The 12,932-nt window shown below is 72.5% G+C and carries 12 protein-coding genes; 8 read left to right on the forward strand and 4 right to left on the reverse strand.

Annotation, left to right across the window (positions count from 1 at the left end; genetic code table 11):
- Positions 1-148 precede the first annotated feature (148 nt).
- Together ABZ117_RS21640 and ABZ117_RS21645 are read left to right on the forward strand one after the other, a co-directional pair.
- Entirely contained in the window at positions 149-493 is a 345-nt protein-coding gene (locus ABZ117_RS21640; protein WP_356823069.1) for a hypothetical protein, read from the forward strand.
- 1,472 nt (positions 494-1,965) lie between these two features.
- Complete coding sequence (locus ABZ117_RS21645) at positions 1,966-3,072, forward strand: amidohydrolase family protein (RefSeq protein WP_356823071.1); 1,107 nt, start codon at positions 1,966-1,968, stop codon at positions 3,070-3,072.
- 351 nt (positions 3,073-3,423) lie between these two features.
- On the opposite strand, the gene ABZ117_RS21650 is transcribed toward ABZ117_RS21645, so the two are convergent.
- Genes ABZ117_RS21650 through ABZ117_RS21665 form a run of 4 tightly spaced genes read right to left on the reverse strand, consistent with a single transcriptional unit; the run spans position 3,424 to position 7,006 of the window.
- A complete protein-coding gene (locus ABZ117_RS21650) occupies positions 3,424-4,434 on the reverse strand; it encodes a COX15/CtaA family protein (protein ID WP_356823073.1) in 1,011 nt (336 codons plus the stop codon).
- 34 nt (positions 4,435-4,468) lie between these two features.
- On the reverse strand, positions 4,469-5,185 hold the full coding sequence (locus tag ABZ117_RS21655; protein ID WP_356823327.1) for an ABC transporter permease: 717 nt from the start codon (positions 5,183-5,185) through the stop codon (positions 4,469-4,471).
- A 50-nt stretch (positions 5,186-5,235) separates the two neighbouring features.
- The gene (locus ABZ117_RS21660; RefSeq protein WP_356823075.1) at positions 5,236-6,159 is read right to left on the reverse strand and encodes an ABC transporter ATP-binding protein; all 924 of its coding nucleotides are present in this window, start codon (positions 6,157-6,159) and stop codon (positions 5,236-5,238) included.
- Positions 6,160-6,190: 31 nt separating this feature from the next.
- Positions 6,191-7,006, reverse strand: coding sequence for an AAC(3) family N-acetyltransferase (locus ABZ117_RS21665; protein ID WP_356823077.1), 816 nt, complete (start codon positions 7,004-7,006; stop codon positions 6,191-6,193).
- 183 nt (positions 7,007-7,189) lie between these two features.
- Between ABZ117_RS21665 and ABZ117_RS21670 the strand changes: the two genes are divergently transcribed.
- The 6 genes from ABZ117_RS21670 to ABZ117_RS21695 are packed head-to-tail and all read left to right on the forward strand — an operon-like array spanning position 7,190 to position 12,929.
- Positions 7,190-7,924, forward strand: coding sequence for a metalloregulator ArsR/SmtB family transcription factor (locus tag ABZ117_RS21670; RefSeq protein WP_356823079.1), 735 nt, complete (start codon positions 7,190-7,192; stop codon positions 7,922-7,924).
- Entirely contained in the window at positions 7,921-9,342 is a 1,422-nt protein-coding gene (gene sufB / locus ABZ117_RS21675) for a Fe-S cluster assembly protein SufB (RefSeq protein ID WP_356823081.1), read from the forward strand. Before ABZ117_RS21670 ends, sufB begins: the two co-directional genes overlap by 4 nt.
- A 60-nt stretch (positions 9,343-9,402) precedes the next feature.
- Positions 9,403-10,584: a Fe-S cluster assembly protein SufD gene (gene sufD, locus ABZ117_RS21680; RefSeq protein WP_356823083.1), complete on the forward strand. Its 1,182-nt coding sequence runs from the start codon at positions 9,403-9,405 to the stop codon at positions 10,582-10,584.
- Positions 10,584-10,904 (forward strand): non-heme iron oxygenase ferredoxin subunit, encoded by a 321-nt coding sequence (locus ABZ117_RS21685; protein WP_356823085.1) that lies wholly within the window; start codon positions 10,584-10,586, stop codon positions 10,902-10,904. Before sufD ends, ABZ117_RS21685 begins: the two co-directional genes overlap by 1 nt.
- Positions 10,905-10,911: 7 nt before the next feature.
- Positions 10,912-11,676, forward strand: a complete 765-nt coding sequence (sufC, locus tag ABZ117_RS21690; RefSeq protein WP_356823087.1) for a Fe-S cluster assembly ATPase SufC — start codon at positions 10,912-10,914, stop codon at positions 11,674-11,676.
- Complete coding sequence (locus ABZ117_RS21695) at positions 11,673-12,929, forward strand: cysteine desulfurase (protein ID WP_356823089.1); 1,257 nt, start codon at positions 11,673-11,675, stop codon at positions 12,927-12,929. Before sufC ends, ABZ117_RS21695 begins: the two co-directional genes overlap by 4 nt.
- Positions 12,930-12,932: the final 3 nt, after the last annotated feature.

Genomic DNA, 12,932 nt, shown 5'->3' on the forward strand with positions numbered 1-12,932 from the left:
CTGCTCACGGCGCTCGTCACGGATCCGGGCTCCCGGGCCGTCGAGGTCCTGGCGCGCGCCGGCATCTCCGCCCCCGAGCTGGCCGCGTGGCCAAGGCCACGCACCCCTCCCGTCGCCGTTCGATCTACCCGTCGGTAGCATCCTGGCCATGGCAGACACGCAGCAGGTTGACCCGAAGGCCGACGCCAGGACCGAGCGCACGGTGGCGAAGCTCGCCCGGCGGATCAGCGCCTTCTCCAAGGCCCACGGCGGCGCCGAGGGCCAGGTGGCCTACCTCGGCCAGCGCGGCGCCCGCATCGTCCTCGTCGGCGAGGACGGCGGCTGGGGGGACCTGGTGGCCCCCACGTTCGCCGTCGCCGAGCAGGCGGTGCGCGCGTCCGGGATCACGGTCCACGAGTCCTTCGACGGCGAGTTCGCGGCGAAGGTACGCACGGGCCCCTACGAGTGGAAGCGGATGGCCGGCATCCAGCTGGGCGGCCCCACCAACGCCTGAACCGCGCGGGCGCCCGCGAGCGGTGCCGCCGGCGGCCGACACGCGCGGGTCGCCGCGCCCGCAGCCGGCAAGCCCTGCCCACTGCCGGCGTGCGCGGACCGACCCGCCTGCGGCCCGCACGCGCGGGGCTGCCCGCATGGGCGCCAGCCGGCCTCCGGCGCCAGGTTCGGCCTGGGGCCTCTGCGACGGCTGAGCCGACGACGCCTGCCGTCGCGCGGGTGCTCCCGGAGCGGCCCGTCGGCGGTCCGCATGTGTGGAGCGGCCCGCGCGTGTCGCGGCCCGGGGCGTCGGGTCAGGCTCGTGGCCTGTGAGACGGCTGAGCCGCTGGCCCCGCACCCGCTGAGCGGACCGTACGCGCGGCGCGCCCCGTACGCGTGTCGTGCCTGTCGCGCCGGGCTCGCCGGGGCCTCCATGGTGGCTGAGCCGTCGTCCCGCCCCGTCCCGTAGTCGGCCCACGCATGTGCCGTACGCGGGCGCGTCCCGCACACGCGTTGCGGGCCGTGGCGCCGGGCTCGGCCTGCGGCCTCCGCTGCGGCTGAGCCGCCGACCCCTGCCGTCGCGTGGGTGCCCCCGGAGCGGCCCGTCGGCGGTCCGCATGCGTGGAGCGGCCCGCGCGTCGCGGCCCGGGGCGCCGGGTCAGGCTCGTGGCCTGTGAGACGGCTGAGCCGCTGGCCCGCACCCGCTGAGCGCCCCGCACGCGCGTCGCGGCCTGTCGCGCCGGGCCCCCGGGGCCTCCGCGGCGGCTGAGCCGTGGTCCCGCCCCGCCCCATAGTCGGGCCCAGGCACGGCCCGTACCGCGGCGCGCCCTGCACGCGCGTCGCGGCTTGCGGCGCCGGGCTCGGCTCGTGGCCTCCGCGGCGGCCCGTACCGCGGCGCGCCCTGCACGCGCGTCGTGGCCTGTCGCGCCGGGCTCCCCGGGGCCTCCATGGCAGCTGAGCCGTGGCGTGCCGTCGCGCGGGGGTCTGCCGAGCGACCCGTCGGCGGCCAGCATGCGTGGAGCGGCCCGCGCGTGTCGTGGCCCGGGGCGTCGGGTCAGGCTCGTGGCCTGTGAGACGGCTGAGCCGCTGGCCCCGCACCCGCCGAGCGAACCGTACGCGTGTCGTGGCCTGTGGTGCCGGGTTCGGCCGGGGCCTCCATGGCGGGTGAGCCGTGGTCCCGCCCCGCCCGGTAGTCGGCCCACGCACGGCTGTACGTGCGCGCGTCCCGCGCGCGTTGCGGGCCGTGGTGCCGGGCTAGGACTGCGGCCTCCGCGGCGGCTGAGCCGACGGCCCCCGCCTTCGCGCGGGGTCGGCGGCGCGGCGCGTCCGCAGACCAGCGGTCCGCGGGCCGGCGCGGGTCCGTGGCGGACCGCGTGGAGCGCCCCGTTCGCCGCGCGGCGTGCGCGGCGCGGCCCGCACGCCGCGACCTCGGGCCCCGGTGACCCGTTAGGACGGGCAAGGCAGTACAGCGCGCGTCCTCACGGGGGAGCCGGAATGATCGAAACGCCATCCCTCGTGGACCAGTACTGCCACGGCGTACTGCGGACGGAGCTGGGTCTCGGCACCTTCGAGGCGCAGCTGTCCCGCACCGAGGGAGCCCCGGCGCCGGGCACCACCCTCTTCGACACGCAGACCGGTTTCGCCGTACGCCGCTGGTGCCCGCCCCTGCTGGGCCTCGAACCGCACTGCGCGCCCGCCCGCTATCTGGCCCGGCGCCGGGAGCTGGGCGCCCTGGAGGCGGGCCGCAGGCTGCTGCGGGGGACCGGCATCACCACCTACCTGGTCGACACGGGCCTGCCCGGGGACCTCACCGGCCCCGCCGAGATGGCCTCCGCGGGGAACGCCGAGGCCCGGGAGATCGTCCGTCTGGAGCCGCTCGCCGAACAGGTCGCCGACACCTCCGGGACCGTCGAGTCCTTCCTCGCCAACCTCGCCGAGTCCGTGCACGGAGCCGCGGCGACCGCCGTCGCCTTCACCTCCGTCGCGGGCCTGCGACACGGCCTGGCCCTCGCGCCGGAACCGCCGGGGCCGGGGGAGGTGCGCGGCGCGGCGGGCCGCTGGCTGGCCGGCCGGCGGGTCGGCGGCGCGCTCACGGACCCCGTGCTGCTGCAGCATCTGCTGTGGAACGCGGTCGCCTCGGGCCTGCCCCTCCAGCTGCACGCGGGCCTCGGCGAGCCCGGCTCCCGCATCGACCGCACCGACCCGGTGCTGCTCACCGACTTCGTCCGGGCCACGGCCGGCCTCGGCACCGACCTCGTCCTGCTGCACGGCTACCCGTACCACCGGCACACCGCCCACCTGGCCGGCGTCTTCCCGCACGTGTACGCCGACTCCGGCGCCGCCCTGGTGCGCACCGGCGCCCGTGCGGCCACCGTCCTCGCCGAGACCCTGGAACTGGCCCCCTTCGGCAAGATCCTCTTCTCCACCGGCGCCCACGGCCTGCCCGAACTGCACGTCGTCGGCGCCCACCTCTTCCGCGAGGCGCTCTCCCGCGTCCTGGGCACCTGGGTCGCCGAGGGCGCGTGGGTCCGGTCGGACGCCCAGCGGGTGGCCCGGCTGATCGCGGCGGACAACGCGCGCCGGGTGTACGGGCTGGGATGAGGCGGTACCGCCGTACCCCCGTCCACGCAGACCGGGGCGATGCCACGGGCCGCTGCGCCGACCGGGTGCTGCACGGGCGGGGACAGGAGCCGCTGCTGCCCGCGGTGCCGGACCGGCAGCTCACCGACTTCGCCGTACGCGACCAGCGCGAACGCCCGGGCGGGTGCCGCCCCGCGCGAGGGGCGGCTGATCGGCACGAAGGAGGCGCTCGGCGGGCCGCCCGCACCGGGCGCGCCTCCCGAGGCCGTCGAGGACATCGCCCGCCGACGCTACGCCACTCCGTGCCCGCCGCGCCGACCCGCGCCTACCCGGGACCGGCGATCGACGCCCTCGTGGCCGCGTACGGACGGGTCAGGCGCGGGAGCCGACCGTCACCTCGGCGGCGGGACCCGGCAGGTCCGCCACGAGCGCGGCCCGTTCCCGCAGCGACAGCAGGACGCGCAGGACCCAGATCCACATCACGGCGGACCCCGCCATGTGCGCGGCGACCAGGGCCTCGGGGAGGTGGGTGAAGTACTGGACGTACCCGAGGGCGCCCTGGCACAGCAGGACGACGAACAGCTCCCGCGTCCGCGCGGCCGGCTCCTTCGGGGCGTCCACCGCCTTCAGCACGAACCACAGCGCGAAGGTCAGCGTGACCACGATCCAGGCGAGGACCGCGTGCAGCTTGGCGACGGTCTCCCAGTCGATCGGGATGCGCTCGACCTCGCTGGAGTCACCGGCGTGCGGCCCGGCCCCGGTCACCACCGTGCCCACCGCGATGAGCAGCGCCGACGCGGCCACCAGGACCCACACCAGCTGCCGCACCGCCGCGCCGACCAGCGGACGCGGGGCTCCGTCGCCCTCCCGGGCGCGCTGCCACATCAGGGTGGCGACGGCGATCAGCGCCGAGGAGAGCAGGAAGTGCGCGGCGACCGTGTACGGGTTGAGGCCGACCAGCACCACGACACCGCCGAGGACCGCGTTGCCCATGACCACCCAGAACTGCGCCCAGCCCAGCCGGGTCAGGGTGCGCCGCCAGGGCTTCTGGGCGCGGGCCGCGACGATGGCCCAGCCGACGGCCGCGCACAGCACGTACGTCAGCATGCGGTTGCCGAACTCCACGACCCCGTGGAAGCCCATGGCCCGGGTGGTGGTCAGCGAGTCGTCGGTGCAGGTGGGCCAGGTCGGGCAGCCCAGCCCGGAGCCGGTCAGGCGGACGGCGCCGCCGGTCACGACGATGACCACCGACATCACGAGCGCGGCGAGCGCCGCTCGCCGGACGGTCCGGGGATCCGGGGTCCAGTGGTCGGCGATGAGGGCGAGCGGGTTGCGCAGGGCGGCCCGGGCGTCGGCGCGGTTCAGCTTTGGCACGTCCACCATCGTAGGCCGCCGCTTGTGCACGCGTTCACGAGGGTCACTCCCAGCGGAAGAATCTCCCGGCCGCGGCGAGCCCCGCCACCGCCCACACGGCGAGGACACCGAGGTCGCCCCAGGGCATGCCGGCGCCGTGCTGGAGCACGTCCCGCAGCCCGTCGGACAGGGCGGAGATCGGCAGCAGGCCGAGCACCTGCTGTCCCGCCGGGCCGAACTTCTCCAGCGGGACGATCACCCCGCCGCCCACGAGCAGCAGCAGGAAGACCAGGTTGGCGGCGGCCAGCGTGGCTTCCGCCTTCAGCGTGCCGGCCATCAGCAGGCCCAGGCCCGAGAACGCGGCCGTGCCCAGGAGCAGCAGCAGGAACACCGCGAACGGGTTGCCGTGCGGGGACCAGCCGAGGGCGAGGGCGATCGCCGTCAGCAGGATCACCTGGAGGACCTCCGTGACCAGCACCGACAGCGTCTTCGCGGTCATCAGGCCCCAGCGCGGCAGCGGGGAGGAGGCGAGCCGCTTCAGGACGCCGTAGCGGCGCTCGAAGCCCGTCGCGATGGCCTGGCCGGTGAACGCCGTCGACATCACGGCGAGCGCGAGGATGCCGGGAGCGAGGAAGGCCACGGCCTCGCCCGCGCCGGTGTCCACGATGTCGACCGTGCTGAAGAGCACCAGCAGCAGGGCCGGGATGACGACCGTCAGCAGCAGCTGCTCGCCGTTGCGCAGCAGCATCCTGGTCTCCAGTGCCGCCTGCGCCGCGATCATGCGGGGGAGCGGGGCGGCTCCGGGGGCGGGGGTGTAGGTACCCGTGGTGGTCACGCGCGCAGCTCCTTGCCGGTCAGCTCCAGGAAGACGTCCTCCAGCGTGTGCCGCTCCACCGAGATCCGGTCCGGCATCACCCCGTGCTGGGCGCACCAGGAGGTCACCGTGGCCAGCAGCTGCGGGTCGACCTTGCCGGTGACGCGGTAGCTGCCCGGGGTCAGCTCGGCGGCCGTGCAGTCGGCCGGGAGGGCCTTGAGCAGGGAGCCGACGTCGAGGCCGGGGCGGCCGGTGAAGCGCAGGGTGTTCTCGGCGCCGCCCCGGCACAGCTCCTCGGGGGAGCCCTGGGCGATGACCCGGCCGCCGTCGATGATCGCCACGTCGTCGGCGAGCTGTTCGGCCTCGTCCATGTGGTGCGTGGTGAGGATCACCGAGACGCCGTCGGCGCGCAGGTCCCGTACCAGGTCCCAGGTGGCGCGGCGGGCCTGCGGGTCGAGCCCGGCGGTCGGCTCGTCCAGGAACACCAGTTCCGGGCGGCCCACGACGGCCATGGCGAGCGCGAGCCGCTGCTGCTGGCCGCCGGACAGCCGGCGGTAGCCGGTCCGGCCGCAGGAGCCGAGGCCGAGGCGTTCGATCAGGGCGTCGACGTCCAGCGGATGCGCGTGCAGCCGCGCGATGTGCCGCAGCATCTCGTCGGCGCGGGCGCCGGAGTAGACCCCGCCGGACTGGAGCATCACGCCGATGCGGGGCCGCAGCCGCGCGGACTGCCGTACCGGATCGAGTCCGAGGACGCGCACCGTGCCGCCGTCCGGCTTCCGGTACCCCTCGCAGGTCTCGACGGTCGTCGTCTTCCCCGCCCCGTTGGGGCCGAGTACGGCGGTCACGCCCGGCTGGGCCACCAGGTCGAGGCCGTTCACCGCGGTCTTCGTGCCGTACCGCTTCACCAGGGCCTGGACCTGGACCACGGGCTCACTTCGCATGAGTCCAGAGTCTAGGGAGAGCGCCCGCCCGTCAGGCGGCCGGGTGCGGGAAGTCCTCCTCCCGGGGGCGGTGCAGCGGCAGCCACCGCTCGGCGTAGGCCACGGCGTCCGCCACGGGGAACAGCCGTACGTCCGCCGCGCCCACCGTGCCGCGCACGACGGGCCGGTCCCGTTCGAAGTCGTGCCCCAGCTCGTCGAACCGGGTGGAGTCGACCGACACCTCGGTCACGGTCTCCCAGCCGCCGCCGGGAGCGGGCCGGCCGACCCGCACGCGTGGTGCCGGTGTCCGGTACTCGGCGAGGTGGAAGGCGGTACAGGAGCCATAGCCGGCGCCGAGCAGCAGCACCCGGGCGCCCAGTTCCTCCAGCCGGGCCAGGGGGCTGCGCTCGCCCAGCCGGCAGTCGGGGGCGTGGCCGTCGGTGACCTCCCGCGCGTGCCGGCCGACCGCCGCGAAGGAGGTCTGCGGGTGGGCGCTGCGCAGGGCGCCCGGCCAGGTCCGCACCGTCTCGGGGATCACGCCGACCCCGAGCGTGGGCGTGCTCCGGGGGTCGTACGGGGGCATGGTGGCCCGGATCCGGTCCCACCACTCCTCGGGCACCGGGGGCCTGCTCCACGACGCCGGGTCGGACAGCTGGGTGGAGTGGGCGGGGACGACGAGCGTGCCGGCCGGGCCGAGCGTGTCGAGGAGCCCCTGGACGACCGCGACGGCCCCGCCGTTGACCCAGCCGAGGGAGCTGAGGGAGCAATGCGCGAGGAGGATCTCGCCGGTCTCGACACCGAGCAGCCGCAGGCCCGCGGCGACGCCGTCCCGGGTGACAAGAGGGCCGGTGGGAGGGGGTGTGGGCATGGTCCGGGAGTCTTCCCGACGGGGCGGGCCGACGCCACCGGTTTGATCGGCGGGAACTCCCGCGGTGAGCGGTCGCGGATCATATCCGCAGGTCACATTAGGTTCACCTAAGTGACGCAGGGCACCGCCCGGTGATCGGGACGCCGCTTGTCAGTCTCCGCGGAATTACGCAACAATGGCGTTGTGAAAAACGTCGGTGAGGCTCGGGAGACCCCGGTGGGGACCCCGCAGGAGGAGCTAGCGACCGGTGAGCGCTCGACGCGCAACCGGGTCGCGCGGTCCATCCTGGACCACGGGCCGTCGACCGTCGCTGAACTCGCCGGCCGGCTGGGACTCACCCAGGCGGCCGTACGGCGTCACCTGGACGCGCTGGTGGCCGACGACGTCGTGGAGGCACGCGAACAGCGGGTCTACGGCACGCGCACGCGCGGGCGCCCCGCCAAGGTCTTCGCGCTCACCGACTGCGGCCGGGACGCCTTCGACCAGTCCTACGACAAGCTCGCCGCGGACGCGCTCCGCTGGATCGCCGAGCAGGGCGGCGGCGCCGAGGCGGTCGCCGCCTTCGCCCGCGCCCGGATCACCGCGCAGGCGAGCGCGTACCGTGAGGCGATCGAGGCCGCCGGCCCCGACAAGCGCGCCGAAGCGCTGGCCAGGGCCCTGAGCGCCGACGGGTACGCTGCTACGGCGCGCAGCGCACCGGTCGGCGAGCAGCTCTGCCAGCACCACTGCCCGGTCGCCCACGTCGCGGAACAGTTCCCGCAGCTGTGCGAGGCGGAGACCGAGGTCTTCGCGGAGCTGCTGGGTACCCATGTCCAGCGACTGGCGACCATCGCCCACGGCGACGGCGTCTGCACGACGTTCATCCCCGAGATTTCCACTGACGCACCTGCAAGCACGGCCGGGAGGAACCCCGCATGACTCTCCCCACGGAGACTGCTCACCCCGAACTCGAGGGCCTGGGCAAGTACGAATACGGCTGGGCCGACTCCGACGTGGCCGGTGCCTCCGCCAGGCGTGGCCTGAACGAGGACGTCGTCCGTGACATCTCGGGCAAGAAGTCCGAGCCGGAGTGGATGACGAAGCTGCGCCTGAAGGGCCTGAAGCTCTTCGAGAAGAAGCCCATGCCCAACTGGGGCTCGGACCTCTCGGGCATCGACTTCGACAACATCAAGTACTTCGTGCGCTCCACGGAGAAGCAGGCGGCGTCCTGGGAGGAGCTGCCCGAGGACATCAAGAACACCTACGACAAGCTGGGCATCCCGGAGGCCGAGAAGCAGCGCCTCGTCGCCGGTGTCGCCGCCCAGTACGAGTCGGAGGTCGTCTACCACCAGATCCGCGAGGACCTGGAGGAGCAGGGCGTCATCTTCCTCGACACCGACACCGCCCTGAAGGAGCACCCCGAGCTCTTCAAGGAGTACTTCGGCACGGTCATCCCGGTCGGCGACAACAAGTTCGCGTCGCTGAACAGCGCGGTGTGGTCCGGCGGCTCCTTCATCTACGTGCCGAAGGGCGTGCACGTCGAGATCCCGCTCCAGGCCTACTTCCGCATCAACACGGAGAACATGGGCCAGTTCGAGCGGACCCTGATCATCGTCGACGAGGGCGCCTACGTGCACTACGTCGAGGGCTGTACGGCGCCGATCTACAAGTCGGACTCGCTGCACAGCGCGGTCGTCGAGATCATCGTCAAGAAGAACGCCCGCTGCCGTTACACGACCATCCAGAACTGGTCGAACAACGTCTACAACCTGGTCACCAAGCGCGCCGTGGCCTACGAGGGCGCGACCATGGAGTGGGTCGACGGCAACATCGGCTCCAAGGTGACGATGAAGTACCCGGCCGTCTACCTGATGGGCGAGCACGCCAAGGGCGAGACCCTCTCCATCGCCTTCGCGGGCGAGGGCCAGCACCAGGACGCCGGCTCCAAGATGGTCCACATGGCGCCGAACACGTCCTCCAACATCGTGTCCAAGTCCGTCGCCCGCGGTGGCGGCCGTACCTCCTACCGTGGCCTGGTGGAGATCGCCGAGGGCGCGCACGGCTCGAAGTCCAACGTGCTGTGCGACGCGCTGCTCGTCGACACCATCTCGCGCTCCGACACGTACCCGTACGTGGACGTCCGCGAGGACGACGTGTCCATGGGCCACGAGGCCACCGTCTCCAAGGTCTCCGACGACCAGCTCTTCTACCTCATGAGCCGCGGTCTGAGCGAGTTCGAGGCGATGGCGATGATCGTGCGCGGCTTCGTCGAGCCCATCGCGAAGGAGCTGCCCATGGAGTACGCGCTGGAGCTGAACCGGCTGATCGAGCTTCAGATGGAAGGCGCGGTCGGTTAAGACCCGCCCCCGAAGCAGTCGCCAGATTTCTTGACGCAGGAAGAGAGCAGACCGACAGCCATGGCTGAGGCTACGAATATCCCGGTGGGGTCCACCACCGCCGGCCAGATCGCGGTGGCCGCCGAGTCGACCGTCGCCACGCGCATGAGCGCGCCCCCGTCCTTCGACGTGGCGGACTTCCCGGTCCCCCACGGCCGCGAGGAGGAGTGGCGGTTCACGCCGCTGGAGCGGCTGCGCGGGCTGCACGACGGCACCGCGGTCGCCACCGGCAACGGCCTGAAGGTCGCCATCGACGCTCCGGAGGGAGTCATCGTCGAGACCGTCGGCCGTGACGACGCCCGGATCGGCAGGGCCGGCACCCCGGTGGACCGCGTCGCCGCCCAGGCGTACTCGGCGTTCGAGAAAGCCGGTGTCGTCACCGTCCCCAAGGAGACGGTCCTCACCGAGCCGATCCGTATCGCCGTGCACGGCGAGGGCGGAACCGCCTACGCCCACCGGGTGATCGAGCTGGGCGCCTTCGCCGAGGCCGTCGTCGTCATCGACCACACCGGTGACGCGGTGCTCGCCGCCAACGTCGACTACGTCCTGGGTGACGGCGCCAAGCTGACCGTCGTCTCCGTCCAGGACTGGGACGACAAGGCCGTCCACGTGGGCCAGCACAACGCGCTGATCGGCCGGGACGCCACCTTCAAGTCGTTCGTGGTCACCTTCGGCGGCGACCTCGTCCGTCTGCACCCCCGCGTGACCTACGCCGGCACGGGTGGCGAGGCCGAGCTCTTCGGCCTGTACTTCACGGACGCCGGCCAGCACCAGGAGCACCGCCTCCTGGTCGATCACAACACCCCGCACTGCAAGTCGAACGTGGCCTACAAGGGCGCCCTTCAGGGCGAGGGCGCCCACGCGGTGTGGATCGGCGACGTGCTGATCGAGGCCGGCGCCGAGGGCACGGACACCTACGAGATGAACCGCAACCTGGTCCTCACGGACGGCGCGCGGGTCGACTCGGTGCCGAACCTGGAGATCGAGACCGGCGAGATCGTCGGCGCCGGCCACGCGAGCGCCACCGGCCGCTTCGACGACGAACAGCTCTTCTACCTGATGGCCCGCGGCATCCCGGCCGACGAGGCCCGCCGCCTGGTGGTCCGCGGCTTCTTCGCCGAGCTCGTCCAGCAGATCGGCGTCGACGACATCGAGGAGCGGCTTCTCGTGAAGATCGACGAGGAGCTGGGAGCGTCGGTCTGATGCCGGACTTCGTACGCGTCTGTGGGCTGGGCGAGCTGGAGGAGGACACCCCGAAACGGGTGGAACTCGACGGCACGCCGGTCTCGGTCGTCAGGACCGGGGGCGAGGTGTTCGCCATCCACGACATCTGCTCCCATGCGAACGTCTCCCTCTCCGAGGGGGAGGTGGAGGACTGCCAGATCGAGTGCTGGCTGCACGGCTCCGCCTTCGACCTGCGCACCGGCAAGCCGTCCGGCCTCCCCGCGACGCGCCCCGTCCCCGTATACCCCGTAAAGATCGAAGGGGACGACGTTCTCGTCTCCCTCACCCAGGAGTCCTGAGGCACCCATGGCAACGCTTGAAATCCGAGACCTGCACGTCACCGTCGAGGCCGACAACGCCACGAAGGAGATCCTCAAGGGCGTCGACCTCACCGTGAAGCAGGGCGAGACGCACGCCATCATGGGCCCCAACGGCTCCGGCAAGTCGACGCTCGCCTACTCCCTCGCGGGGCACCCGAAGTACACGATCACCAGCGGCACCGTCACCCTCGACGGCGAGAACGTCCTGGAGATGTCCGTCGACGAGCGTGCCCGCGCGGGCCTGTTCCTGGCGATGCAGTACCCCGTGGAGATCCCCGGCGTCTCGGTCTCCAACTTCCTGCGCACCTCCGCCACCGCCGTCCGCGGCGAGGCCCCCAAGCTGCGCACCTGGGTGAAGGAGGTCAAGGAGGCCATGGAGCGTCTCCACATGGACCCGTCCTTCGCCGAGCGCAACGTCAACGAGGGCTTCTCCGGCGGTGAGAAGAAGCGCCACGAGATCCTCCAGCTGGAGCTGCTCAAGCCGAAGTTCGCGATCCTCGACGAGACCGACTCCGGCCTCGACGTCGACGCGCTCCGCATCGTCTCCGAGGGCGTCAACCGCGTCCACGGGACCGGCGAGGTCGGCACCCTGCTGATCACGCACTACACGCGCATCCTGCGCTACATCAAGCCCGACCACGTCCACGTCTTCACCGCCGGCCGCATCGTCGAGTCGGGCGGCCCGGAGCTCGCGGACAAGCTGGAGAACGAGGGCTACGAGGCATACGTGAAGGGTGGCGCATCCGCGTGACACAGCTGCCGGGCCTCCTCGACACCGAGGCGATCCGCAAGGACTTCCCCATCCTGGACCGCGTGGTCCACGACGGCCGGAAGCTCGTGTACCTGGACAACGCGGCGACCAGCCAGAAGCCGCGCCAGGTGCTGGACGCCCTGAGCGAGTACTACGAGTGCTACAACGCCAACGTCCACCGCGGTGTGCATGTGCTCGCCGAGGAGGCCACGGCGCTGTACGAGGGCGCGCGCGACAAGGTCGCGGAGTTCATCAACGCGCCCAGCCGCGACGAGGTGATCTTCACCAAGAACGCCTCCGAGTCGCTGAACCTCGTGGCGAACATGCTGGGCTGGGCCGACGAGCCCTACCGCGTGGACCACGAGACCGAGATCGTCATCACGGAGATGGAGCACCACTCCAACATCGTGCCGTGGCAGCTGCTGTCGCAGCGCACGGGCGCGAAGCTGAAGTGGTTCGGCCTCACCGACGACGGCCGCCTGGACCTGTCCGACATCGACGAGATCATCACCGAGAAGACGAAGATCGTCTCCTTCGTGCTGGTGTCGAACATCCTGGGCACGGTCAACCCGGTCGAGGCGATAATCCGCCGCGCCCAGGAGGTCGGTGCGCTGGTCTGCATCGACGCCTCCCAGGCCGCCCCCCACATGCCGCTGGACGTGCAGGCCCTCCAGGCCGACTTCGTGGCCTTCACCGGCCACAAGATGTGCGGCCCGACGGGCATCGGCGTGCTGTGGGGCCGCCAGGAGCTGCTGGAGGACCTTCCCCCGTTCCTGGGCGGCGGCGAGATGATCGAGACGGTCTCGATGCACTCGTCCACGTACGCCCCGGCGCCCCACAAGTTCGAGGCCGGCACGCCCCCGATCGCGCAGGCGGTCGGTCTCGGCGCGGCGATCGACTACCTGAACGCGATCGGCATGGACCGGATCCTCGCCCATGAGCACGCGCTGACGGAGTACGCGGTGCAGCGCCTGGCACAGGTGCCGGACCTGCGCATCATCGGCCCGACGACGGCCGAGGACCGGGGCGCGGCGATCTCCTTCGCCCTCGGTGACATCCACCCGCACGACGTGGGCCAGGTCCTCGACGAGGAGGGCATCGCGGTCCGGGTCGGGCACCACTGCGCCCGTCCGGTCTGCCTGCGCTACGGAATTCCTGCGACCACGCGAGCGTCGTTCTATCTGTACTCCACGCCGGCCGAGATCGACGCACTGGTCGACGGTCTGGAGCACGTACGGAACTTCTTCGGCTGAGGG

Source organism: Streptomyces sp. NPDC006309, assembly GCF_040613095.1.
Classification (GTDB): domain Bacteria; phylum Actinomycetota; class Actinomycetes; order Streptomycetales; family Streptomycetaceae; genus Streptomyces.